Origin of the sequence: Achromobacter sp. ACM01, assembly GCF_014851745.1 — a bacterium.
Classification (GTDB): domain Bacteria; phylum Pseudomonadota; class Gammaproteobacteria; order Burkholderiales; family Burkholderiaceae_B; genus Achromobacter; species Achromobacter aegrifaciens.
The window spans coordinates 1-24664 of record NZ_JACVAF010000014.1; the positions used below are offsets into that span (position 1 = coordinate 1).

The 24664-nt window shown below is 66.2% G+C and carries 26 protein-coding genes; 18 read left to right on the forward strand and 8 right to left on the reverse strand.

The window, feature by feature from the left end:
* Nucleotides 1-140: 140 nt before the first annotated feature.
* The gene (locus IB268_RS30510; RefSeq protein ID WP_054459011.1) at nt 141-686 is read right to left on the reverse strand and encodes a hypothetical protein; all 546 of its coding nucleotides are present in this window, start codon (nt 684-686) and stop codon (nt 141-143) included.
* The gene (locus tag IB268_RS30515) at nt 686-1621 is read right to left on the reverse strand and encodes a LysR substrate-binding domain-containing protein (protein WP_054458988.1); all 936 of its coding nucleotides are present in this window, start codon (nt 1619-1621) and stop codon (nt 686-688) included. Before IB268_RS30515 ends, IB268_RS30510 begins: the two co-directional genes overlap by 1 nt.
* Before the next feature lie 167 nt (nt 1622-1788).
* On the opposite strand from IB268_RS30515, the gene gtdA reads away from it, so the two are divergent.
* The 12 genes from gtdA (at nt 1789) to IB268_RS30575 (ending at nt 12864) form a co-directional block, all read left to right on the forward strand.
* Complete coding sequence (gtdA, locus tag IB268_RS30520) at nt 1789-2841, forward strand: gentisate 1,2-dioxygenase (protein ID WP_054458986.1); 1053 nt, start codon at nt 1789-1791, stop codon at nt 2839-2841.
* Nucleotides 2842-2919: 78 nt separating this feature from the next.
* A complete protein-coding gene (locus IB268_RS30525; protein ID WP_119450292.1) occupies nt 2920-3618 on the forward strand; it encodes a fumarylacetoacetate hydrolase family protein in 699 nt (232 codons plus the stop codon).
* A 17-nt stretch (nt 3619-3635) separates the two neighbouring features.
* Nucleotides 3636-4274, forward strand: a complete 639-nt coding sequence (maiA, locus tag IB268_RS30530; protein WP_054458981.1) for a maleylacetoacetate isomerase — start codon at nt 3636-3638, stop codon at nt 4272-4274.
* The gene (locus IB268_RS30535; protein WP_054458979.1) at nt 4271-4654 is read left to right on the forward strand and encodes a chorismate mutase; all 384 of its coding nucleotides are present in this window, start codon (nt 4271-4273) and stop codon (nt 4652-4654) included. The genes maiA and IB268_RS30535 overlap by 4 nt, the downstream gene beginning before the upstream one ends.
* Nucleotides 4647-5636 carry a tripartite tricarboxylate transporter substrate binding protein gene (locus IB268_RS30540; protein WP_192353462.1) on the forward strand — a complete coding sequence of 330 codons (990 nt, stop codon included), beginning with the start codon at nt 4647-4649 and terminating at the stop codon, nt 5634-5636. Before IB268_RS30535 ends, IB268_RS30540 begins: the two co-directional genes overlap by 8 nt.
* Before the next feature lie 46 nt (nt 5637-5682).
* Nucleotides 5683-7035, forward strand: a complete 1353-nt coding sequence (locus tag IB268_RS30545) for an FAD-dependent oxidoreductase (protein ID WP_054458974.1) — start codon at nt 5683-5685, stop codon at nt 7033-7035.
* Nucleotides 7036-7053: 18 nt separating this feature from the next.
* Nucleotides 7054-8265 carry a 3-hydroxybenzoate 6-monooxygenase gene (locus IB268_RS30550; RefSeq protein WP_054458972.1) on the forward strand — a complete coding sequence of 404 codons (1212 nt, stop codon included), beginning with the start codon at nt 7054-7056 and terminating at the stop codon, nt 8263-8265.
* 29 nt (nt 8266-8294) lie between these two features.
* Complete coding sequence (locus IB268_RS30555) at nt 8295-9470, forward strand: ABC transporter substrate-binding protein (RefSeq protein ID WP_054458970.1); 1176 nt, start codon at nt 8295-8297, stop codon at nt 9468-9470.
* A gap of 62 nt (nt 9471-9532) precedes the next feature.
* Nucleotides 9533-10447: a branched-chain amino acid ABC transporter permease gene (locus tag IB268_RS30560; protein WP_082401347.1), complete on the forward strand. Its 915-nt coding sequence runs from the start codon at nt 9533-9535 to the stop codon at nt 10445-10447.
* Nucleotides 10448-10458: 11 nt separating this feature from the next.
* A complete protein-coding gene (locus IB268_RS30565) occupies nt 10459-11427 on the forward strand; it encodes a branched-chain amino acid ABC transporter permease (protein WP_192355294.1) in 969 nt (322 codons plus the stop codon).
* Nucleotides 11420-12172: an ABC transporter ATP-binding protein gene (locus IB268_RS30570; RefSeq protein WP_119450289.1), complete on the forward strand. Its 753-nt coding sequence runs from the start codon at nt 11420-11422 to the stop codon at nt 12170-12172. The genes IB268_RS30565 and IB268_RS30570 overlap by 8 nt, the downstream gene beginning before the upstream one ends.
* A complete protein-coding gene (locus IB268_RS30575) occupies nt 12172-12864 on the forward strand; it encodes an ABC transporter ATP-binding protein (protein ID WP_059379096.1) in 693 nt (230 codons plus the stop codon). Before IB268_RS30570 ends, IB268_RS30575 begins: the two co-directional genes overlap by 1 nt.
* Here the strand turns inward: IB268_RS30575 and IB268_RS30580 are convergent.
* From IB268_RS30580 to IB268_RS30605, 6 genes are all read right to left on the reverse strand, one after another.
* Nucleotides 12861-13223 carry a glyoxalase superfamily protein gene (locus IB268_RS30580; protein WP_192355295.1) on the reverse strand — a complete coding sequence of 121 codons (363 nt, stop codon included), beginning with the start codon at nt 13221-13223 and terminating at the stop codon, nt 12861-12863. The genes IB268_RS30575 and IB268_RS30580 overlap by 4 nt on opposite strands.
* Before the next feature lie 444 nt (nt 13224-13667).
* Entirely contained in the window at nt 13668-14684 is a 1017-nt protein-coding gene (locus IB268_RS30585) for a tripartite tricarboxylate transporter substrate binding protein (RefSeq protein WP_175181762.1), read from the reverse strand.
* A 166-nt stretch (nt 14685-14850) separates the two neighbouring features.
* Nucleotides 14851-15591, reverse strand: a complete 741-nt coding sequence (locus tag IB268_RS30590) for an amino acid ABC transporter ATP-binding protein (RefSeq protein ID WP_042795434.1) — start codon at nt 15589-15591, stop codon at nt 14851-14853.
* A gap of 60 nt (nt 15592-15651) precedes the next feature.
* On the reverse strand, nt 15652-16752 hold the full coding sequence (locus IB268_RS30595) for an amino acid ABC transporter permease (RefSeq protein ID WP_054458957.1): 1101 nt from the start codon (nt 16750-16752) through the stop codon (nt 15652-15654).
* Nucleotide 16753: 1 nt separating this feature from the next.
* Nucleotides 16754-17944 (reverse strand): amino acid ABC transporter permease, encoded by a 1191-nt coding sequence (locus tag IB268_RS30600; RefSeq protein ID WP_054458955.1) that lies wholly within the window; start codon nt 17942-17944, stop codon nt 16754-16756.
* Between the two features lie 130 nt (nt 17945-18074).
* A complete protein-coding gene (locus IB268_RS30605) occupies nt 18075-19091 on the reverse strand; it encodes an amino acid ABC transporter substrate-binding protein (protein ID WP_054458953.1) in 1017 nt (338 codons plus the stop codon).
* A gap of 291 nt (nt 19092-19382) precedes the next feature.
* Between IB268_RS30605 and IB268_RS30610 the strand changes: the two genes are divergently transcribed.
* The 6 genes from IB268_RS30610 (at nt 19383) to IB268_RS30635 (ending at nt 24642) form a co-directional block, all read left to right on the forward strand.
* Entirely contained in the window at nt 19383-20141 is a 759-nt protein-coding gene (locus tag IB268_RS30610) for a cell division ATP-binding protein FtsE (RefSeq protein WP_054458951.1), read from the forward strand.
* Nucleotides 20138-21046, forward strand: a complete 909-nt coding sequence (locus IB268_RS30615; RefSeq protein WP_175163493.1) for an ABC transporter permease — start codon at nt 20138-20140, stop codon at nt 21044-21046. Before IB268_RS30610 ends, IB268_RS30615 begins: the two co-directional genes overlap by 4 nt.
* Nucleotides 21047-21333: 287 nt before the next feature.
* Nucleotides 21334-22047, forward strand: a complete 714-nt coding sequence (gene cheD / locus IB268_RS30620) for a chemoreceptor glutamine deamidase CheD (RefSeq protein ID WP_192355296.1) — start codon at nt 21334-21336, stop codon at nt 22045-22047.
* Between the two features lie 26 nt (nt 22048-22073).
* Nucleotides 22074-22625 (forward strand): RNA 2',3'-cyclic phosphodiesterase, encoded by a 552-nt coding sequence (thpR, locus tag IB268_RS30625; RefSeq protein WP_225591539.1) that lies wholly within the window; start codon nt 22074-22076, stop codon nt 22623-22625.
* A gap of 47 nt (nt 22626-22672) precedes the next feature.
* The gene (locus tag IB268_RS30630) at nt 22673-23233 is read left to right on the forward strand and encodes a 5'-3'-deoxyribonucleotidase (protein WP_192355297.1); all 561 of its coding nucleotides are present in this window, start codon (nt 22673-22675) and stop codon (nt 23231-23233) included.
* Nucleotides 23234-23304: 71 nt separating this feature from the next.
* Nucleotides 23305-24642: an NAD(P)H-dependent oxidoreductase gene (locus IB268_RS30635; protein ID WP_054458944.1), complete on the forward strand. Its 1338-nt coding sequence runs from the start codon at nt 23305-23307 to the stop codon at nt 24640-24642.
* Nucleotides 24643-24664 lie beyond the last annotated feature (22 nt).

The window sequence follows — 24664 nt, forward strand, 5'->3', positions numbered from 1 at the left end:
AACCCACAGCCTCCTCAAGAACCCACAGCCTCCTCAAGAACCCACAGCCTCCTCAAGAACCCACAGCCTCCTCAAGAACCCACAGCCTCCTCAAGAACCCACAGCCTCCTCAAGAACCCACAGCCTCAAAAACCAAACCATCACCCCCGCCGCTCCATATACCTCCGCGCCATCTGATACCCCGCAAACACATAAAACCCATTGCTATTGAGCACCAGCCAAGCCCCCAACCCGCCAAGCAAAGCCACCACCGGTCCCACCGCCCGAACGTCTCCCTGCGTCCACGCGATCACGCCCAGGAAGCCGACAGCAATCAAGCCCAAGGCCAGCCGCTTCAGCACCACCAGGCCGAATGCATGCCCGCCCATGAAGGCCACCACGCCAATGGCCAACGCCAGGGCCGTCGCCGCACAGACCAGCACCAGCGCGAACGCCGCCAACGCCGGCCCCGCGCCGCGCAGCAGCAGGCTCAGCAAACCTATCCCCACGCCCAGCCCGCCTGTCATCACCAACACCGCCAACACCAGCGGCGACCACATCCCCGGCGGCGCGCGACGCGCATCCATCTCCGCCACGAAGCGATGCATCGCCGCCGACGCAGCCGGTTGGTCCTGATCCGGCAGCGCCGCCTCCAGCTTGCGGCACTGCGCGATCAACGCGTTCAGGCCCGCCCGCGGCGCATCCATCATGCCCTCGCCGCGCCCGGCGCATGTTCCGCCACCGTGCTGCGCAAGGCCGCCATTGCCTCCTGCACCGCGATCGGACGGAACGCATCCTCGCGCCAGTACATCGCCACCGACCCGAAGCCCGACAGACGCACCGGAATGATCCGCATCGCCCGCATCTGCGAAAACCGCAGCGCCGCCCGATGCGAAGCCACCCCGATCATGTCGCTGTTATTGATCAACGTGAGATTGATGGTCACCGAATTCGATTCGACGTGGTCCGGCGGCGGCGCCTGGCCCGCCGCCGCCAGCGCCGCGTCCACCGCATTGCGGATAGGCGTGCCTTTTGGCCACAGGATCCAGCGGTAAGACAGCAGGTCTGGCCAAGAGGGCTGCTCGATCGCGAACAGCGGATGGCGCGGCCGCGCAACCAGGTGGATGGGTTCCAGGTACAGGGCCTCGAAGCGGATCGCCGGGTCGTGATGCTCCGGCGCCGAACGCCCCACCACGATGTCCAGGTCGCCCTGCGCCAACTGCGCCAGCAACTGGTCGGTCGTACCCTCCACCAGCTTCACGCGGGCCTGCGGCATGCGCTCGAGCAGCTTCATCACCGCCAGCGGCACGGTGTCCGACGCCGACGCGCCCGACGCGCCTATCACCACCCGGCCGCCGCCGCCCTCGCGCAAGGCCGCCATGTCCGCGCTGGCGCGATCCAGTTGCGCCTCCACCCGCTGGGCATGCGCGATCAGCACGTCGCCGTGCGGCGTGGGCCGCAGGCCGCGCGCGTGCCGTTCGAACAGCGGCAGCCCGATGTCGTCTTCCAGATCCTTCAGCCACTTAGACAAGCCCGGCTGCGTCGTATTGAGCATCGCCGCCGAATGGCTGATGTTGCGGGTCTGGGCCAGGCTGAGCAGCATTTTCAGATTGCGCAGGCGCAACCGGTGGGTCCAGTCCATGCAGGCCCTCGTCTCGTCTATGTATATTCTTATTGGTATGGATAATAAGATAAATTCATTTCAAAACACATAGCTCCTTACGCATAATCGTCTCCATATCAGGACCAGCCGCGAGCCACGCGGCGGCCACGCGAAGCCGGCGCCAGCCGGACATTCCGGAGACAAGCATGCCCGACGGTCACACCCCCGGCGCGGACCGCGCCGCCTATTACGCACGCATCGCCAGAAAACACATGGCTCCCTTGTGGGAGTCGCTGCACAACCTGGTGCCGCGCGAACCCGCGCCGCGTTGCGTCCCCGCCATCTGGAAGTACGAAGACGTGCGCGACGACGTCATGGCGTCCGGCTCGCTCATCACGGCGGAAGAAGCCGTGCGGCGCGTGCTCATCCTGGAGAATCCCGGCCTGCCCGGCCAGGCCAGCATCACGCAGAGCCTGTATGCGGGCCTGCAGCTGATCCTGCCTGGCGAAATCGCGCCCAGCCACCGCCATACGCAGTCGGCGCTGCGCTTCATCGTCGAAGGCCGCGGCGCCTACACCGCGGTCAACGGCGAACGCACCACCATGCACCCCGGCGACTTCATCATCACACCGTCATGGACCTGGCATGACCATGGCAACGCCGAAACCGCCGAAGGCGGCGAGCCAGTGGTCTGGCTGGACGGCCTGGACATTCCGCTGCTGCGCTTCCTGGACGCGGGTTTCGCCGAAAACTATCCCTCGGCCACACAACCCGTGACCCGCCCCGAGGGCGACAGCATGGCGCGCTACGGCCACAACATGGCGCCCGTGCGCCACCAGACCTCCAGCGGCACATCGCCCATCTTCAACTACCCCTATGAACGCAGCCGCGAAGCCCTGGACCAGCTCTACCGCCACGGCGAACTGGACCCCTGGGACGGCGTGAAGCTGCGCTACCTGAATCCGGCCACCGGCGGCTACCCCATGCCGACCATGGCGACCTTCATGCAGTTCCTGCCCGCCGGATTCCAGGGCAAGACCTACCGCAGCACCGACTCCACGGTCTACAGCGTGGTCGAAGGCCGCGGCACCGCGCGCATCGGCGACCAGGAATTCCACTTCGGCCCGCGCGACGTCTTCGTCGCGCCGTCCTGGCAGCCCGTGCAGCTGGCCGCGCTGGACGACGCCACCCTGTTCAGCTATTCCGACCGCCCCGTGCAGGACGCGCTGGGCGTGTGGCGCGAAGCGCGCGTCGGCTAAAGGCCGGCGCACTCCCTCCACTTCCGTATCAGGCCGGGGCCGCGCCAGGCCCCGCCCCGCATTCCTCAAAGGTGACCCATGTCTTTCGTCTTCGACCCCGCCGCTCCCATCGCCGTGCCCGTTGCCGGCAGCCAGGACAGCTTCCCTGTGCGCCGCGTCTATTGCGTCGGCCGCAACTATGCCGCCCATGCCCGCGAAATGGGCTTCGACCCCGACCGCGAACCGCCGTTCTTCTTCTGCAAACCGGCCGACGCCGTGGTGCCGGTGGCTGAAGGCAGCACCCTGTCGCTGCCCTATCCTTCCGAGACCGCCAATCTGCACTATGAGATCGAACTGGTGGCGGCCATTGGCAAGGGCGGCGCCAACATCGCCGTCGACGACGCGCTGCAGCACGTCTGGGGCTATGCCGTGGGCCTGGACATGACCCGCCGCGACCTGCAGATGAAGATGCGCGAAGCCGGTCGGCCCTGGGAACTGGGCAAGGCCTTCGACCTGAGCGCGCCCATCGGCCCCCTGCATCCTGCCGGGGCGGTCAAGAACATCGACCAGGCCGCCATCTGGCTGCAGGTCAACGGCGCCGACAAGCAAAGAAGCGACATCGGCAAGCTGATCTGGTCCGTCGCCGAAACCGTCGCCTACCTGTCCAAGTACTTCCGCCTGGAAGCCGGCGACCTGATCTACACCGGCACCCCCGAAGGCGTGGGTCCGGTGGTGCGCGGCGACAAGATGGTCGGCGGCGTGGACGGCCTGGGCACGCTCAGCGTGCAGATGGTGTGAACCTTCCAGGAACCCGCATGCAACTGCACAGCTTCTTCAATAGTTCCACCTCCTATCGCGTGCGCATCGCGCTGGCGCTCAAGGGTTTGCCGTACGAGTACCTGCCTGTGAACCTGCGCAAGCAGGAGCAGCGCGCGGCGGATTACGTGGCCAAGAATCCTTCCGCGGGCGTGCCCCTGCTGATCGATGGCGACACCCAGCTGTCGCAGTCGCTGGCCATCGTCGACTACCTGGACGCCACCCATCCCGAGCCGCGCCTGATCCCCGCCGGCACGCTGGAGCGCGCCCGCGTGCTGGAGCTTTCCGATGCCATTTCCTGCGACATCCACCCCGTCAACAACATGCGCATCCTGCGCTATCTGCAGGACGTGCTGGGCGCCAGCGAAGAACAGAAGAACGCCTGGTATCACCACTGGATCCGCGAGGGCATGACGGCTGTGGAAGCGCTGCTGGCGCGCCACGGCCATGGCGCCTACTGCTACGGCGACGCGCCCACCCTGGCGGACTGCTGCCTGGTGCCGCAGATGGCGAACGCCCAGCGCATGGGCTGCGACCTGTCGGCCTATCCGCGCGCCATGCGCGTCTATGAACACTGCAATGCGCAGCCCGCCTTCCAGCAAGCGGCTCCCACCCAGCAACCGGACTACACCAAGTGAGCAACCAGGAACCCGACACCCAGGGCGCGCCGCTGCGCGAATACACCGATCCCGCCTACCGCCCGCTATGCGCCAACCTGGCGGAAGTGCGCGCCAACATCGACAGGCTGGACGATGAGATCGTGCGCCTGATCGCCGAACGCGCCATGTACGTGAAGGACGCCGCGCGCTTCAAGCGCGACGCCTTCCAGGTCAGCGCCCCGGCCCGCCAGGCCCAGGTCTTCGAAAAGGCGCGCCTGCTGGCCGAACGCCACAACCAGGGTTTCGCCAACCTGGACCAGGTGGTGGACGCCACCTATCGCGCCATGGTCGCGGCCTTCATCGCCAACGAACAAACCTACTTCAACACCATGAAGGATCTCGGAGACACCCATGCATAAGCCCTACGCGCGCCGTATCGCCGCCCATGCCCTGATCCTGGGACTGGCCGCGCTTGCGCCGCTGGCCGCCGCGCAGGCGCAGGCCTGGCCGGCCCAGCCGCTCAAGGCCATTGTCCCCTTCGGCCCAGGCTCCAGCCCCGACCAGGTGGCGCGCATCGTTGGCGAAAAGGCCGGCGCCATCCTGGGCCAGAGCATCGTCATCGAGAACAAGCCGGGCGCCAGCGGCAACATCGGCACCTATGCCATCGCCAACGCCAAGCCCGACGGCTATACCTTCGGCGTGTCCATTACCGGCCCGCTGGTCAACAACACTCTGCTGTTCGACAAGCTGCCCTATGCGCCGGCGACCGACCTGGCGCCGCTGACGCTGGCGGTGCACCAGCCCAATGTGCTGGTCGTGCCCGCCTCGGCCGGCATCGACAACATCGGCCAGTTGCTGGAAGCGCTGAAGAAGAATTCGGACAAGTACAACTTCCCTTCCACGGGCGCCGGCACGGTGTCGCACCTGGCCGTGGAACTGATGCTGCAGCAGACCGGCGCGCGCGCCACCCACGTGCCCTATCCCTCGTCGCCCGCGGCGCTGACCTCGCTGCTGTCCGGCGACACGCAGTTCGCCGCGCTGCCGCCCATCGCCGTCATGCCCATGGTGAAGGATGGACGCCTGAAGGCCCTGGCCGTCACCTCCTCCAAGCGCTCGGCCCTGCTGCCCGACATCCCGACGCTGGCCGAAGTCGGCGTGCCGGGCATCGAGGGCTCGGCGTGGATCGGCTTCGTGATCTCGTCCAAGGTTCCCGCCGACATCCAGAAGAAGCTGTCCGACGCGCTGATCCAGGCCATCCGTGATCCCGAGGTCACCAAGCGCCTGCAGGCTCAGTTCATGGATCCCGCCGGCACCACGCCCGCCGAGTTCCGCGCCTACATGGACGACGAACTCAAGCGCTGGGAGCCGCTCATCAAGAAGCTGGGCATCAAGGGCCAGTAAACCGGCGCCCGGCCACGCCGCGCAACCCAAACAAGGAGAACACGGGATGCTCATCACCGAACCCGCCCGCCAGGTTCCGCTCTACGGCGAATATGAGGTCGTCGTGCTGGGCGGCGGCCCCGCCGGCCTCTTGGCCGCCGCCAGCGCCGCGCGCAACGGCGCCAGCGTGCTGCTGGTGGAACGCTACGGATTCCTGGGAGGGATGGGCACGGCGGCCGGCGTATCCAACTTCTGCGGCCTGCACGCGAACATCCGGGGCGACATCCGCCAGGTGGTCCACGGCATGACGGACGACCTGCTGGACCGCATGCGCGCCATGGACGGGCTCAACGAGCCTCACCTGATCCTGGGCAAGATCCACGCCCAGGCTTATGACATCTCGGCCTTCAAGTGCGCCGCCGACGGGCTGGTCCAGGCCAGCGGCGCACAGGTGCTGTTCCATGCGCTGGCCACCGGCCTGGCGCGCGGCGCCGACGGCAACGTGGATGCGCTCTTCCTGGAAACCAAGTCCGGCCGCTGCGCCGTGCGCGCCAAGGTCTATATCGATTGCTCGGGCGACGCCGATATCGCCCAATGGGGCGGCCTGCCCTTCGAGAAGGGCGACGAGCACGGCGGCATGCTCTATCCCACGCTGATGTTCAAGGTCGGCAATGTCGACGGCGCCCGCGCGCAGGAAGCCTGGAAGACCATCCCCCAGCTGATGGACCAGGCTGCGGCCAGCGGCGAATTCACCTTCCCGCGCCGCGGCGCCATCGTGCGCCCGCAAAAACACGACTACGAGTGGCGGGTCAACGTGACCCAGCTGGCCAACGCCGACGGCAGCGCGGCCGACGGCACCGACGCCGATTCCCTGTCGGCCGGCGAACTCGAAGGCCGCCGCCAGATCGTGCAATACCTCGCCTTCCTGCGCGCCAAGGTGCCGGGCTTCGAGAACGCCTATGTGCTGGACATCGCGCCGCAGCTGGGCATCCGCGAGACCCGCCGCATCGTGGGCGAGGCCGTTCTGAGCAAGGAAGACGTGTTGGGCTGCGCCGACTTTCCGGACAGCATCGGCGTCAATGGCTGGCCGCTGGAAATGCACACGGCCGGCGACGTGCAATGGCTCTGGCCGCCGATCCCCGAGTCCCGCGGCTATAACCAGCTGCCATTCCGCATGATGGTGCCCAAACGCGCCCCGGGCGTGGCGGGCAATGTGCTGGTGGCCGGGCGCTGCGCCTCGATGACGCACGAAGGCCAGTCGGCGGCGCGCGTAAGCGGCAGCTGCTTCGTCATGGGCGAGGCCGCGGGCACAGCGGCTGCCATGGCGCTGCGCGCCGGCATCGCCCCCGGTGACGTGCCCATTTCCGCCTTGCAGGCGCAGCTGGTGAAACAAGGCGTGTTCCTGGGCGGCCAGGACTGAACGGCGCGGAGGCCATACATGAACGCAACGCAAACCGATAAATCCGTGATCGTGGTGGGCGGCGGCATCGGCGGCCTGGCCGCGGCGCTGGCGCTGACCCGGCAAGGCATCGCCGTGCAGCTGCTGGAGCAGGCCGCGCACATCGGCGAAATCGGCGCCGGCATCCAGCTCGGTCCCAACGCCTTCGCGGCGCTGGACGCCCTGGGCGTGGGCCAGACCGCGCGCGCCCGCGCCGTGTTTACCGACCACATCATCATGATGGACGCGGTGGACGCCCGCGAAGTGGTGCGCATCGATACCGGCGAGGCCTTCCGCGAGCGCTTCGGCGGCCCCTATGCCGTGATCCATCGCGCCGACATTCACTTGTCCATCCTGGAGGCCGTGCAGCAGAATCCGCTGATCAGCTTTCGCACCTCCACCCAGATCGCCTCCATGTCGCAGGACGACAAGGGCGTGGAAGTCGTGGACACCCAGGGCAACCGCTATCGCGCCGACGCCGTAGTAGGCGCGGACGGCGTGAAGTCCGTGATCCGCGAACGCATGGTGGGCGACCCGGCGCGCGTGACCGGCCACGTGGTCTACCGCGCCGTGGTCGAACGCGAGAACATGCCCGAGGAGCTGCGCATCAACGCCCCCGTGCTGTGGGCTGGCCCGCACTGCCATCTGGTGCACTACCCCTTGCGCGGCGGCCAGCAATACAACCTGGTGGTGACTTTCCACAGCCGCGAACAGGAAGAATGGGGCGTGCGCGAGGGCAGCAAGGAAGAAGTGCTGTCCTACTTCCAGGGCATCCACCCGCGTCCGCACCAGATGCTGGACCGCCCCACGTCCTGGAAGCGCTGGGCCACCGCCGACCGCGAGCCCGTGGAACGCTGGGGCCAGGGGCGCGTGACCATTCTGGGCGATGCCGCCCATCCCATGACGCAATACATGGCTCAGGGCGCCTGCATGGCGCTGGAGGACGCGGTGACATTGGGCGAAGCCGTGAAGCAATGCGGCCAAGACCTGGAGGCCGCGTTCCGCCTGTACGAATCCGTCCGCATCCCGCGCAGCGCGCGGGTGGTGTGGTCCACCCGCGAAATGGGCAGGCTCTATCACGCGCGGGGCGTCGAACGCACCGTGCGCAACATGCTGTGGACCGGCCGCAGCCAGTCCCAGTTCTACGACGCGTTGCAGTGGCTGTACGGCTGGAAGGTGGAAAACTGCCTCGCGGGGCAATCCTCTCAATAGAAAAAATGCAGGCACCCAAGGAGACAACCATGAGAAAAACCGCAATCCGCGGCAGCGCCGCCCTCGTGCTTGCGCTGACCGCGTTCGCGGCCGGCGCGCAGCAAAAGCCGGTCGACATCGGCTTCATCGGCACCCTGTCCACGCCCGCCGGCTACATCGGCGAAGACGAGCGCGACGCCTTCATGCTGGCGGTCAAGGAAGGCGGCGGCAAACTCGGCGGCGTGCCGGTCAATGTGCGCGTGGAGGACGACGCGCTCAAGCCCGCCAACGCCAAGCAGATCGCCGACAAGATGGTGCAGGGCGGCGTGCGGCTGTTCACGGGCATCAACTTCTCCAACGTCATGGCGGCCGTGGGGCCGACCGTGCTGAACGCGGGCGGCTTCTATGTCAGCCTGAACGCGGGCCCCTCCAACTACGCCGGCAAGGCCTGCAACCCGAACTACTTCTCGGTGGCGTTCCAGAACGACTCCTACGCCGACACCGCGGGCCTTGCCGCCAACGAGCTGGGCGCCAAGCGCGTGGTCATCATGGCGCCCAACTACCAGGCCGGGCGCGATGCGGTGGCCGGCTTCAAGCGCACCTACAAGGGCGAGATCGCCGACGAGATCTACACCAAGCTGGAACAGGCCGACTTCTCGGTGGAACTGGCGCGCATCCGCTCGCTCAATCCCGACGCCATCTTCCAGTTCCACCCCGGCGGCGCGGGCATCAACCTGACCAAGCAATTCGCCAACTCCGGCCTGGCCGACAAGATCCGCATGATCACGCCCATCTACTCGATGGACGACCGCATGCTGGCCGCGACCGGCAATGCCGGCAAGGGCTTCTACCTGAGCTCGTTGTGGAGCGCGGATCTCGACAACCCGCAGAGCAAGCATTTCGTCGAAGCCTTCACCAAGGCCTACAACCGCGCGCCCACCGCCTATGCGGCCCAGGCCTACGACACCGCCAACCTGATCGGCTCCGCACTGAAGGCCGTGGACGGCGACATCACCGGCCGCGCTGACGACTTCCGCAACGCGCTGCGCCGCGCCGACTTCCCCAGCGTGCGCGGCAAGTTCAAGTTCGGCCCCAACCAGCACCCGATCCAGGACTGGTACCTGCTGCACATCGAGGCCGGCCCCGACGGCAAGCTGGTCTACAAGAACCTGAAGGTCATCGCCCGCGACCATACCGACGTGCACGCCGCCGACTGCAAGATGTAAGTCCGCACGACGCCCGGCGGATTGCGCGCAGTCCGCCGGGTCCACTCCACGAGGAGTCCCCAATGCTGATGTTCCTGGAGCAGGTCTTGAATGGCCTGCAGTACAGCGCATTGCTGTTCCTGCTGTCGGCGGGCTTGACGCTGGTGTTCGGCATCATGAACGTCATCAACCTGACGCACGGTTCGTTCTACATGGTCGGCGCGTTCTGCGCGGCCAGCGCCGCGGCGGCCACCGGATCGTTCCTGGCCGCGCTGCTGGCGGCGCTGGCTGGCGCGGCGCTCTATGGCCTGGTGGTGGAGTTGCTGGTGATCCGCCATCTGTACCGCCGCGACCACCTGGACCAGGTGCTGGCCACGCTGGGCCTGACGCTGTTCACCAACGAGATGGTGACGGTGCTGTTCGGCCGCAGCCCGCCCTTCATGGACATCCCGCCCTTCCTGTCGGGCTCGGTGGAGATCCTGCCCGGCCTGAACTATCCCCTCATGCGACTGGCCTTTATCGGCGCTGGCGTGCTGGTGGCGCTGGGGCTGTGGCTGCTGATCTCGCGCACGCGCGTCGGCATGCTGGTACGCGCGGGCGCCGACGACGGCGAAATGGTCGACGCGCTGGGCGTAAACATCCAGCGCCTGTTCACGCTGATCTTCACGCTAGGCGCCCTGCTCTGCGGCTTTGCCGGCGTGATGGCCGCGCCGCTCCTGGCGGTGGAGATCGGCATGGGCGAGCGCATCCTCATCACCACCTTCGTGGTCATCGTGGTGGGTGGCGTGGGTTCGGTGCGCGGCGCGCTGGTCGGTTCTCTGATGATAGGCATGACCGATGCGCTGGGGCGCGCCTACATCCCGTTCTGGATGTCGCGGCTGCTGCCGCCGGAGCTGTCGGACTCGGCGAGTTCCAGCCTGGTTTCGGCCAGCATCTACATCCTGATGGCCATCGTGCTGCTGTTCAAGCCGCGCGGCCTGGTGCCCGCGCAGCGATAGGAACGATACCCATGACCAGAAAAACCATCGTCAACGCGATTGGACTGCTGCTGTTCGTGCTGGTGCCGGCCATCGCGTCGGCCACGGGCGAGAGCTTCCTGATCAACCTGATGACCCGCTTTCTCATCTACGCCATCGCCGCCGTCAGCCTGGACCTGATCCTGGGCTACGGCGCCATGGTCAGCTTCGGCCATGCCGCCTTCTTCGGGCTGGGCGGCTATGTGATCGGCATCGCGGGCTTTCACCTGAGCCAGGGCGACACACTGTTCGGCTGGAGCGGCAGCAACGCGGCGCTGGTGATGTGGCCGCTGGCCATCGCTGCCGCCGCTCTCGCCGGCCTGGTGGTCGGCTTCCTGTCGCTGCGGACCTCGGGCGTGCAGTTCATCATGATCACGCTGGCCTTTGGACAGATGCTGTACTTCATCCTGGTCGGCCTGATGGTCTACGGCGGCGACGATGGCCTGTCCATCGACACGCGCAACACCCTGCCCGGCCTGGACATGAACAACCCCACCGCCTTCTATTACGTCTGCCTGGCGCTCATGACGGCATGGATCCTGGCCTGCCGCCGCATCGTCAATTCGCCCTTCGGCATGGCGCTGCAAAGCATCAAGCAGAATCCGCGCCGCAGTATCGGACTGGGCCTGGCACCGCTGCGCTACCGGCTCACCGCCTTCGTGCTGTCGGCCGCGGGCACCGGGCTGGCGGGCGCCCTGTGGGCCAACTACGCGCTCTTCGTCAGCCCCGACATGTCGTCCTGGCAGAAGTCCGGCGAACTCATGGCCATGGTGATCCTGGGCGGCATGGGGTCCATCTTTGGCCCCGTACTGGGCGTGGCCGTGTACCTGGGCCTGGAACAGGTCGCCACCGCCTGGACCGAACACTGGATGCTGATCCTGGGGCCTGTGCTGGTGCTGGTGGTGCTGTTCGGCAAGCGCGGCGTCTATGGCTGGCTGGTGGGAGGCAAGCACCATGACTGATCATCCCAAGCTGGAAATCCGCGACCTGCAGAAATCCTTCGGCGCCGTGCGCGCGACCCAAGGCGTCAACCTGCAGGTCCGGCCCGGCGAACTGCATGCGCTCATCGGCCCCAACGGCGCGGGCAAGACCACGCTGCTGTCGCAGATCAGCGGCGAGATCCTGCCGGACTCGGGCGACATCCTGCTGGATGGCCGCGACATCACCCGCATGCCCGCCCACAAGCGGCCCGCGGCCGGGCTGGCGCGTTCGTTCCAGATCAGCCAGCTCTACCCCGCCTTCAGCGCCGAGGACAACGTCGCCATGGCGGTGCAGGCGCACAGCCCCGGCGGCTTCAACCTGTGGAAGAACGCCCGCCGCCTGCCGCAACTGCGCCAACCCGCCAGAGAGGCGCTGGAACGCGTCGGCCTGGGCGGCCGCGCCCACGTACGGGTTTCGGAACTGGCCCACGGCGAAAAGCGCCAGCTGGAACTGGCGATGGCCTTGTCGCTGGATGCCTCGCTGTTGCTGCTGGACGAGCCCATGGCCGGCATGGGCGCCGAGGAATCCCAACGCATGACCGCCCTGCTGCAGGAGCTGAAGGGCCGCTACGCCATCCTGCTGGTCGAACACGACATGGACGCCGTCTTCGCCCTGGCCGACCGGATCACCGTGCTGGTCTACGGCAAGACCATCTTTACAGGCACGCCGGACGAGGTGCGCCACCATCCCGACGTGCGCGCCGCCTATCTGGGCGAGGAGGACTGATGCTGCAACTCAAGCAACTGCAGGCCGGCTACGGCGCGAGCAAAGTGCTGTTCGGCGTGGACCTGGACATCGCCGCGCGCCAGGTCGTATCCCTGATCGGCCGCAACGGCATGGGCAAGACCACCACCGTCAAGACCATCATGGGCATGCTGCCCGCCCAGGGCGGCAGCATCCTGCTCGACGGCCAACCCATCGCGGGCCAGGCCCCGCACCGCATCGCCCAGCTGGGCATCGGCCTGGTACCCGAAGGCCGCCGCGTCTTCGGCTCGCTGTCGGTGGAAGAAAACCTGATCGCCACCGCCCGCAACACCCGCGCCGGCTGGCACGTCGGCCGCGTCTTCGACCTGTTCCCGCGCCTGAAGGAGCGCCGCGCCCAATCCGCCCGCACGCTGTCCGGCGGCGAACAACAAATGCTCGCCGTCGGTCGCGCCCTCCTCATCAACCCGCGCCTGCTCATCCTGGACGAAGCCACCGAAGGCCTGGCGCCGCTGATCCGCCACGAAATCTGGAACTGCCTGCGCCGCCTGAAGGAAGAAGGCCAGACCATCCTGGTGATAGACAAGAACCTGAAGGAAATGGCGACGCTCGTCGACCGCCACCACGTCCTGGAAAAAGGCCGCGTGGTCTGGCAAGGCAGCCCAACCGAACTTGCCGCGCAGCCCGAACTGGCGCAGCGCTACCTGGGCGTCTAGTCGGATGATTCGCAGAAACTCAGCCGATTCCCGAACGGATCGATGACAGTCATCACCCGCCCCCAAGGCATCTCTTCCACGCCGGGCCGCATATAGCCATAGCCCTTGGCATTCACCTCGGCCTGGAACTCGTCCACGCCCCGCATCCGCACGAACACCGCGGACCCGGGCGTGGCGTCGCCGTGGTGTTCGCTCAGGTGCAGCGTCAGGTCACCGCGATGCACTTGCGCATACAGCGGCATGCCCGGCTCGAAGCGATGCTCCCAGTCCCATTCGAACCCGAGGAAATCCAGATAGAACTCGCACGCCTTTTCGACGGAGAAAATACGCAAGATGGGAATGGCAGCTTGCAGATGCATGACGGCCCCAGATCAATAAGCAAGGACGCTCAGCATAGACCACGAACCACACGGCAAGGCGCAAAACGCCAAACGCCAAACGCAAACACACACCATCACGACGCAAGACACCGCGTAAGCCCCAAAAGGCCGCCCGCGCGGCCGGCCTGGGGCGGGCCCCGCAAGACACGCCACCAAACACAGATGTCGGCAAGAACCAGAAGAACGCCAATCGCCCCAGCTGACGTCAGGTTTCAACCGCCAGAGCCCGTCGCGTCGGCGGCCCGCGGTGTGCGGGGCGTCGATAAGCCCAAGGGAATCCGTAGGGAGCCGAAGGCGGACGAGGATGACGCAGGGGAAGTCCGGAGCGAAGGCTCCGGACCGCAATCGCAGCCCCGCACACCGCGGGCCGCCGACGCGACGGGCGTCTCAAGAACTCAAAAAACGCCCATCAAGACAAACCAATCAATTCAAACTAGCACCCGAGATCTTCACAATCTCCTGATACTTCGCCTTCTCGCTCTTGACGAACTCAGCAAACGCCTCAGGCGTCATCGGCGCAGCCTCAGACCCCATCGTCAACAAGCGCTGCTTCACATCCGCCTGCTGCATAGCATCGGCATAAGCCTTGTTCAGCTTAGCCACCACCGGCGCCGGCGTGCCGCCCGTCGTGAACACCCCGAACCAGGTCCCCAGGTCAAAGCCCTTGATCCCCGACTCTTCCACCGTCGGCACATCCGCCAGCAGCGAAGAACGCTTGGCAGTCGTCACGGCCAATGCCTTGACCTTGCCGTCCTTGATCAGCGGCGCCGAAGCCGCCAGGTTGTCGAACATGAAATCCGACTGTCCCGACAGCAGCGCCAACTGCGCAGGCGCCGCGCCCTGGTAAGGAATGTGCTCGACATTGATCCCCGCGCGCGCCTTCAGCAGCTCGCCCGACAGATGGCCCGCGCTGCCGTTGCCGCCCGAACCGTAGTTCAGCTTGCCCGGATTCTTCTTGGCGTAGTCGATCAGATCGGCCAGCTTCTCGATCTTGTTCTTCTGCGCGAACTCGACGTTCATCACCAGCACGTTGGGCACCGAGGCCACGATGGTCACCGGCGCGAAGTCCTTCACCGGGTCATACGGCAGATTGGCGAACAGCCAGGGATTGATGGCGTGGGTCGCGACCGCGCCCATCACCAGCGTGTAGCCGTCGGCCGGCGCCTTGGCCACCAGGTCGGCGCCGATGTTGCCGCCCGCGCCCGAACGGTTCTCCACGATGACCGGTTGGCCCAGCGAGCCGCGCACCTTCTCGGCCAGCATGCGGGCCATGGTGTCCAGCGGGCCGCCAGGCGGGTAAGGCACGACGAAGCGCAGCGGCTTGGTCGGGAAATCGGTGGCCTGGGCCAGCGCCGGGGCGCCGAAAGGCAGGGTGGCGGCCAGCGCCACGGCGCCTTGCAACAGGGCGCGGCGCACAGCGCTGCGGGGGGTCTGCGTCATGATGTTGTTCTCCTCGCTTCGGATCAATAGCGGTCAGTAGCATACCGCAGCGAGGAATAAGGCGTAACAAAGAGATACCAGCAGAACCCCCGGCTGTTCACGCCGCTGCCCCGTCACGGCAACCCGCCGCCCCAAGAAAAAACCGCCCGAAGGCGGTTTTGAAGCATCAGTGCAGGATCTGGCTCAAGAAGAGCTTGGTCCGGTCGTTCTGCGGATTGTCGAAGAACTCGTCCGGGCTGTTCTGCTCGATGATCTCGCCGCGGTCCATGAAGATCACGCGGTTGGCGACCTTGCGCGCGAAGCCCATTTCGTGGGTCACGCAGATCATGGTCATGCCGCTTTCCTGCGCCAGGTTGACCATCACGTCCAGCACCTCCTTGACCATTTCCGGGTCCAGCGCCGAGGTCGGCTCATCGAACAGCATGATCTTGGGGCTCATGCACAGCGAACGCGCGATCGCCACACGCTGCTGCTGGCCGCCCGAGAGCTGGCCAGGGAATTTCTTGGCCTGGTCCGGAATGCGCACGCGCTCCAGGTACTTCATGGCCGTGGCCTCGGCTTCCGCGCGCGGCTTCTTCAGCACCCACATGGGCCCCAGCGTCAGGTTTTCCAGCACGGTCAGGTGCGGGAACAGGTTGAAGTGCTGGAACACCATGCCGACGTCCTTGCGGATGGTCTCGATGTGCTTGAGATCGTTGGTGAGCTCCGTGCCGTCCACGATGATGTGGCCCTTCTGGTGCTCTTCCAGGCGGTTGATGCAGCGGATCATGGTGGACTTGCCCGAGCCAGACGGCCCGCACACCACGATGCGCTCACCCGGCGCGACGTCCAGGTTGATGTTGCGCAGCACGTGGAACTGGCCGTACCACTTGTTCACGTCCTGCAATTTGATGATGGCATCAGACATGCCTGTACTCCCGTAAGTATCGCGGTGCGCGTCCGCCCGGGGCGGACGCGCTGCAAAGTTCTAGCGTGCGTGTCCCGTGGCCAGGCGTTTTTCCAGCGCCTGGCTGTACTTGGACATGGAGAAGCAGAAGACGAAGTAGATGAGCGAAATGAACAGGTACGCCTCCACCCCGAATCCGCGCCATGCCGCGTCGGACAAGGCCGCCTTGGCCGCCAGCGTCAGGTCGAAGATGCCGATGATCACCACCAGCGAGGTGTCCTTGAACAGCGCGATGAAAATGCTGACCAGCGGCGGGATCACGATCTTCAGCGCCTGCGGCAGGATGATCTTGCGCATCTGCTGCCAGTAGTTCAGGCCCAGCGAATCCGCGCCCTCGTACTGGCCCTTGGGAATCGCCTGCAAGCCGCCGCGCACCGTTTCGGCGATGTACGCCGCCGCGAACATGATGATCGCGATCTGCGCGCGCAGCAGCTTGTCGATGGAGAAGCCTTCGGGCAGGAACAGCGGCAGCATCACCGAGGACATGAACAGCAGGCTGATCAGCGGCACGCCGCGGATCAGCTCGATGTACACGACGCACAGCGCCTTGATGGCAGGCATCTTGGAGCGCCGGCCCAGGGCCAGCAGCACGCCGATGGGGAAGGCGAAGGCGATGCCGAACGTGGACAGGATCAGCGTCAGCGGCAGGCCGCCCCAGCGCGCGTTTTCCACGTAGGTCAGGCCGAACACGCCGCCCCACATCAGGAGCGCCACGGCCGTCAGGCCCACGGTCCAGATGACGGCGAGCTTCCAGTTCCAGAAGCGCCGGATGCCGCTGCAGACGATCACGGCCACCAGGATGATGGTTGCGATCAGCGGACGCCATTGCTCGTCGTAGGGATAGGTGCCGAACAGGATCAGCCGGTGCTTCTCGATGATGAACGCCCAGCAGGCGCCCCCGGAAGCGCGGCACTCCTGCGCGTTGGCCGCAGAGAAGTTCGCCTTGATGAAGGCCCATTCCACCAGCGCCGGCACTGCCATCAGCAGGAACCACGCCAGCAGCACCGTGATGAGGATATTCAGCGGCGAGGAGAACAGGCGCGACTTGATCCAGGCCCAGGCGCCCACCTGGGTGCTGGGCGGCGGCAGGCCTTCGGCGGGGATATGCGAAGTGCTGCTCATATCAACGCTCCACCAGCGCGATGCGCTTGTTGTACCAGTTCATGAATATCGAGATCGACAGGCTGACCGTGAGGTACGCGGCCATGATGATGAGGATGCCCTCGATGGCCTGGCCGGTCTGGTTCAGCGTGGTGTTCACCACCGACACGATGTCGGGGTAGCCGATGGCCACCGCGAGCGAACTGTTCTTGGTCAGGTTCAGGTACTGGCTGGTCATCGGCGGGATGATCACGCGCAGCGCCTGCGGCAGCACCACCAGGCGCAGCACCTGCTTGCGGCGCAGGCCCAGCGAGCCGGCAGCTTCCCACTGCCCGTTATTGACCGCCTGGATGCCTGAACGCACGACCTCGGCAATGAAGGCCGAGGTGTAGATCACCAGGCCCGCCATCAGGGCGGCGAATTCCGGCGACAAGGTCAGGCCGCCCGAGAAGTTGAAGCCCTTGAGCTCCGGCATGTCCAGGGTCAGCGAAGCGCCGCTGACCAGCCAGCCGATGATGGGAAAGCCGATGAGCAGGCCGATGGCGGCGCGGCCCAGCGGGAACACGCGGCCGGTGGCCTCCTGGCGCTTCTTGCCCCAGTGGCCCAGCAGGATGATCGCCACGATGGCCAGGCCCAGTCCGGCCAGCATCCAGTCCAGCGAATTGCCTTCCAGCCCCGGCACCTTCAAGCCACGGTTGGATATGAAGACGCCGGGCAGCGGATTGTGCGCCTGGCGCGGACCGGGCATGTTTTCCGTGATCAGCGCGTACCAGAAGAACAGCTGCAGCAGCAGCGGCACGTTGCGCATTATCTCGACATAGACCGAGGTGATCTTGGCGACCAGCCAGTTCTTGGACAGGCGGCCGATGCCGATGAGCGTACCGAGGATGGTCGCCAGCACGATGCCGATGACGGCTACGCGCAGCGTGTTGAGCAGGCCCACCAGGATGGCGCGGCCGTAGGTGTCCGCAGGGGTATAGGCGATGGGCGTTTCGCCGATCGCGAAGCCGGCCTCGCGGTCCAGGAAGCCGAAGCCCGTGGCGATGTTGCGCACGGACAGGTTGTGCAGGGTGTTTGAAACCAGGAACCACACGGCCCAGGCCACCGCGGCCAGCGCCAGGACTTGATAGACCACGGAGCGCACCCCGGGATCGTTCCAGTTCAGACGCCGGGGAGGTGCCGATGCAGGCGCGCTTTTATTGGGAGTATTCATGAGTAAATCTACAGAAGTCGGACACCGGGCGGCGAAGCCGGTAGGGCCGCGCCACCCACTCCTGCCACCCGCCCGAGGGCGGGAGAGGAAAAACGGAGCGCCGGGCTCCGTTTTTCCAGGCAGCCGTGTGTTAGCGCACCGGCCAGCCGTACATCAAGCCACCATTCTTGTAGGAAGCGTTCAAGCCGCGCTCCAGCTTCATCGCGCTGCTCTTGCCCAGCGTGCTTTCGAAGCTTTCGCCGTAGTTGCCCACGTTCTTGATGATGTTGTAGGCCCACTTGTCATCCACGCCCAGGTTCTTGCCCATGCCCGGGGTCACGCCCAGGATGCGCTGGATGTTGGGATTGGGGCTCTTGGCCATTTCCGCGACGTTGGCCTTGGTGATGCCGTATTCCTCGGCTTCGAGCATGGCGTTGAGCGACCAGCGCACGATGTTGAACCATTGCTCGTCGCCCTGGCGGACCATGGGGCCCAGCGGCTCCTTGGAGAAGTCTTCCGGCAGGATCACGTACTTGTCCGGGTTCTCGAGCGTGGTGCGGGTGGAAGCCAGTTGCGACTTGTCGGTGGTGAAGGCGTCGCAGCGGCCGGCCGAGAAGGCGCGGATGATTTCGTCGTACTTGTCGATCACGACCGGCTTGAATTCGATCTTCTGGCCGCGGAACCAGTCAGCCAGGTTCAGTTCGGTGGTGGTGCCGGGCTGCACGCAGATGGTGGCGCCGTTGAGTTCCTTGGCGCTCTTGACGTTCAGGTCCTTGGAGACCATGACGCCCTGGCTGTCGTAGTAGTTCACGCCCACGCCGATCAGGCCCAGCGTGGTGTCGCGCGTCAGCGTGACGGTGGTGTTGCGGGTGAGGACGTCGACTTCGCCGGACTGCAGCGCGGTGAAGCGTTGCTGCGTGTTCAGCGGGGTGAACTTGACCTTGGTGGCGTCGCCGAACATGGTCGAGGCGATGGCGCGGCACAGGTCCACGTCGATGCCCTTGTATTCGCCCTTGCTGTCAGCGATGGAGAACCCCGGGATGCCCGTCGAAACCCCGCACTGGACAAACCCTTTTTTCTTGACGTTATCGAAGGTTGCGCCCGCATTGGCAGCCGCGGATGCAGCGAACAAAGCGGCGCCGATCGCAGCGAGTTTCAGTACTTTCATCGTGTTCTCCGTGTGGGATAAAGCGAAGTCGCAACGCAGGCCGGGTTGGGCCGACGTATGGGGCGGATGGTAGCGTCCGCGCCGCTCGCGGCGCATCCGGGAATTCCCTTGAAATATAGGGACACTGGGTGAAATGAAACGCTGTTTCCTGTCGAAAATGGGGGCACTGTTTGCGCCAGGACAAACGCGCCCGGACGCCTTGCGCGCAAATATTTGTCCGCGCATCGTCCAGGCGGTTTAGGCCACCTTAGTGTCCCCGAGTTACTATTGCGGCTTCATCTGACAGCCGCCATGATCGAATTCCAGCACGTATTCAAATCATATGGTCGCGGCCGCAATATCCTGGCCGACATCAACTTCCGCGTGAGCGCGGGAGAGTTCGTTTTCGTATCCGGGCCGTCCGGCGCGGGCAAGTCCACCTTGCTCAAGCTGATCGGCGGACTGGAGCCCGCCAGCCGGGGGTCGATCCAGGTCAACGGCCAGCGGCTGGACAAGCTGCCCGCCCGCGCCCGGCCGTACCTGCGCCGCGCCGTGGGCGTGATCCTGCAGGACACGCACCTGCTGTTCGATCGCAGCGCGTTCGAAAATGTCATGCTGCCGCTGGCGGTCACGGGCCACGCCTGGGACTCGGCCGCGGCGCGCGCCCGCGCCGCCCTGGACAAGGTGGGGCTGTCCGGCAAGGAAGACCTGAATCCGATCGAACTGTCCGGCGGCGAACAGCAGCGCCTGGCGATCGCGCGGGCCATCGTGAACCGGCCCGCCATCCTGATCGCCGACGAACCCACCGCCAACCTCGACCACGACAACGCGCAGCGCATCATGAATGTGTTCCGCGACTTCAACCGCGTCGGCGTGACCACGCTGATCGCCTCGCACGACCAGGACCTCATGGCGCGCTACGCCACCCGCACCTTGCGCATCGACCCGGGCAAGTTCGCCGACTCCCAGGGTTCCGCAACGCCGCAGCCTGAGGCCGGCGCGGGACAATCCGGTATCGGGCAGCAGCCGGGCGCCGCGTCCGGCCGCGCCTACCCGGGAGAGTCCGCATGAACGCCTGGCTGCGGCAACACCGCTACGCACTGCTGGTCACCCTGCGCCGGCTGGTCAAGCAACCGTTCTCCTCCCTGGCCAACCTGCTGGTCATGGCCCTGGCGCTGGCCCTGCCACTGTTGGGCAGTGCCATCCTCGTCTCGGTCCAGCCGGTGGCGCGCCAGATGTCGGTCACCCCCGAAGTCACCGTCTTCATGCGCGTGGACGCCCCCTCGGGCGCCGCCGCGGACGTGGCCAAACGGATCCAGGACGAATTCAAGGACGACGTCCGCGCCGTGCGCGTGGTGGGCCGCGAGGACGCCTTGGCGGATCTGCGCGCCAACCCGGCCTGGCAGCAGGCGCTGGCCGTGCTGCCGGGCAACCCCCTGCCGGACGCAGTGGTGGTGACGCTGGCCGATGGCGACAACCTCGCCGGCCGGGCAGACAAGCTGGCCGCCTCCTGGAAACAATGGAACCACGTAGACCTGGTGCAGCTGGACAGCGCCTGGGTGCAGCGCCTGGAGGCGATCCTGCGCTTTGCCCGCATCGGCCTGGCCTTCCTGGCCGCCTGCGTGGCGGTGGTGGTGCTGGCGACGGTCTTCAATACCGTGCGCATGCAGGCGCTGTCGCAACGCGAGGAAATCGGCGTGGCGCGGCTGGTGGGCGCCACCGAATCCTTCGTGCGCCGCCCCTTCCTCTACCTGGGCGCGCTATCGGGCGCGGTGGCCTCGCTTCTGGCCATCGGCGTGGCGGCGGTCGCGCTGTCGCCACTGAACGACGCCCTGGTGGGGCTGGCCCGCAGCTACGGGGCCGAATTCGCCCTGCACCTTCCGGGCCCGTCCGTGCTGATCGGCGCGGTGGTGGCTTCGGCCGCCCTGGGCGCCCTGTCGGCCCGCTGGTCGGTCACCCGCAGCACGCGCTTCTGACGCGCAGCGCCTAAAGCTCCGTATAAAGCCCCTTCTTCCCCGTGATCCGGGGAACGACTTCCGCCCGCCTGTGTAGGATGCTTGCATGCCTGCCTGCGGGCGTCTTCGGCTTTGGGCCGGGCTGCAAAAACAGGACACATTACTGCGCCCGTTACATAGCAATTCACCCGCTGGAAGCTTGAGTATGCAAGAATAAAGCGACATTTTCTTACATACTTTGATACATTTCTGTTCTCGAGCTGCCACCTTCGTGTCCCAATCGTTGTACTTGCCCTTAATCGAGTCCCATGGCCGCCCGTCTTGAAGCCCGTGCGACGCGCCACTATTTCGACAGCGCGTTCCAGTGTCAGGCGGTGAAAGTACTGCCCAACGAGTACTACGTCACCAACGAAGACCTGATGATCTCGACCGTCCTGGGGTCTTGCGTCGCCGCCTGTATCCACGACCCGATCACGGGCGTGGGCGGCATGAACCATTTCATGTTGCCTGAGGGCGACATGCAGTCGCCCGCCTCGGCCACCATGCGCTATGGCGCCTTCGCCATGGAAGTGCTGATCAACGAACTGCTGAAGGCCGGCGCGGCGCGCGACCGGCTTGAAGCCAAGGTATTCGGCGGCGGCGCCGTGCTGTCCGCCATGCAGCAGATGAACATCGGCGAACGCAACGGCCAGTTCGTGCTGAACTATCTCAGAACCGAAGGCATCCCCGTCAAGGCGCAAGACCTGGGCGACGTGCACGCGCGCCGCATCAACTACTTCCCGCGCGACGGCCGGGTGATGGTCCGCAAGATGGCGCCGCATCATCAGCGCGCCGAGGAAATCATCGCCAAGCGCGAACAGGCGGCCGCCCAGAGCGTGCAGGCCAAGACCGAAACCCCGCAGCGCGTCGAGCGCTTCACCCGTCCCGGCGTGGAACGCTTCGACCGTCCAGCCCGCCCAGGCGTGGAACGTTTCGACACCGCCCTGACCCGCCGGCGCCGCACCGAAACCACAAGCGACTGAAGGGCCGCGCATGCGCATTGCGCCGCATGCGCCCCTACAATCAGCGCATGTCCACCGTCCGCCTGTTCTACGCCTTGTGGCCCGCCCCCTCGCTGGCCGCCCAGCTCGCGACCTGGGCAGAGCAGGCTCGGCCCAGCTGCGGCGGGCGCGCCATGCGCACGGAAACCCTGCACCTGACCCTGGCCTTCCTTGGGCCGGTGGACGCGGCGCTTGCCGATGAGCTGGCCGCGGCGACACCTGAACGCCGCCTCGCCCCCGAGGACATCAGGCTGGACCGCTACGGCGTCTTCGGTCGCCAGCGCATCCTGTGGGCCGGTCCCGGCGACACGCCCGAAGGCCTGCAGGCCGCCCACGATGATCTGTGGCTATGGCTGTCGGGTTTTGGCCTGGCCGCGCCGCCGCAGCCCTTCCGCCCGCACGTCACCCTGCTGCGCAACATCGAGCACTCCAGTCCGCCAGCCGAAGCGCCCGCCCCCCTGCCCTGGCGCTACGACCGCATGGTGCTGGTCGCCTCCGAATCGCAATCGGGCGGCAGCCGCTACCGCATCGTGGCGCAGTCCCGGCCGCAAGACTCCTGACGTTCCGCTCTGGCACAATCAGCCGGTTGCCATCACCCGGGACCGCCATGATCATCCTGCTGGACCAAGACGGCGTGCTCGCCGATTTCGAACACGCCTTCATCGACGCCTGGCGCGCGCGCCATCCGGACATCCCGCCGGTGGCGTTCGAGGACCGCAAGTCTTTCTACATCCGCCAGGATTACGCCCCCGAGCTGCGCGGCATGGCCGAGGCCATCTACACGGCGCCCGGCTTCATCCGCGACCTGCCGCCGGTGCCCGGCGCGCTGGACGCCATAAAGGAACTGCTGGCGCTGGGCCTGGACGTGCGCATCTGCTCCTCGCCCCTGTCGCAGTTCGAGAACTGCGTGGCGGAGAAGTACCTGTGGGTGGAAAAACACCTGGGCCGCGAAGCGACCAACCGGCTGATCCTGACCAAGGACAAGACCCTGGTGCACGGCCACCTGCTGATCGACGACAAGCCCCTGATCGAAGGCGCGATCAAGCCGCGCTGGAAGCACATCCTGTTCGACGCCCCCTACAACCGCGAGGTGTCGGACCGCCCCCGCATCAGCTGGCAGAACTGGCGCAACGTGCTGGCCGGAGAGCTGTATACGGCAGACGAGTGAGTCCTGTTCAGTAGCCGCGATTTGGGACTATTCTGTGTTGCAGTACCCCCCACCCCGGAGGAGCCCGCGCCATGAATCTGTACCGCCTGCTGAAGCAGCGAGAAGCCGATCACAAGCCCTTGCGTGTTGCCTTGCTGGGCGCCGGAAAGTTCGGCGCGATGTTCATGAGCCAAGCCCCGCGCACGCCGGGAATGAGGCTGGTCGCCGTGGCCGATCTGGCGCCCGACCGGGCCCGCGCGGCGCTCACCCGGGTGGGCTGGCCCGCCAGCGCGCTCAACGCCAGCAGCACCAATGATGCGCTGAAGAACGGCAAGGTCTACTTCAGCGACGATCCCCACGCCGTGATCGCCAGTCCCGATGTCGATATCGTCATCGACGCCACCGGCCAGGCCGCCGCCGGCATCAGCCACGTGCTGGCCTGCTGCGAATACGGCAAGCACATCATCATGGTCAACGTCGAGGCCGACGCGCTGGCCGGCCCCCTGCTGGCGCGGCGCGCGCGAGAGGCCGGCATCGTCTATTCGCTGGCCTACGGCGACCAGCCGGCCCTGATCTGCGAAATGGTGGACTGGGCCCGCGCCAGCGGCTTCGAGGTCATGGCCGCGGGCAAGGGCACCAAGTATCTGCCGGAATTCCATACCTCCACGCCGGACACCGTCTGGCCCTATTACGGCTTCACCGCCGAGATGGTAGCGGCGGGCGACTTCAACGCACAGATGTTCAACAGTTTCCTGGATGGCACCAAGAGCGCGATCGAAATGGCCGCGGTGTCCAACGCCACGGGCTTGCTGCCCTCGCCATCCGGCCTGCACTTCCCGCCCTGCGGCGTGGACGATCTGGCGCGCGTGCTGCGGCCGCGCGAAAGCGGCGGCATCCTGCACCATCGCGGCCAGGTCGAGGTGATTTCCTCGCTGGAGCGCGACGGCCGCCCGGTGTTCCGCGACCTGCGCTGGGGCGTGTACGTGACCCTGGCCGCCGACAGCGACTACGTGCGCCGCTGCTTCAAGGAATACGGCCTGGTCACGGACCCCAGCGGCAACTACACCGCCATGTACAAGCCCTATCACCTGATCGGCCTGGAGCTGGGCATCAGCGTGGCCAGCGTGGGCTTGCGCCGCGAACCCACCGGCGCGCCCGCGGGCTGGCATGGCGACGTCGTCGCCACCGCCAAGCGCGACCTGCCGGCCGGCCAGATCCTGGACGGCGAAGGCGGCTACACGGTGTACGGCCGGCTGATGCCGGCGCGCGATTCGGTGGACGAGGGCTATCTGCCGCTGGGCCTGTCGCACCAGGTCAAGTTGAAGAACCCGGTGCGCCAATCGCAGGCGATCCGCTGGGCCGACGTGGAGTACGACGAAAGGTCTACGGCCGTGCAGTTCCGCCGCGAAATGGAACAGACCTTCGCCTAGGACTCACCCGCGCGGCAGGCAG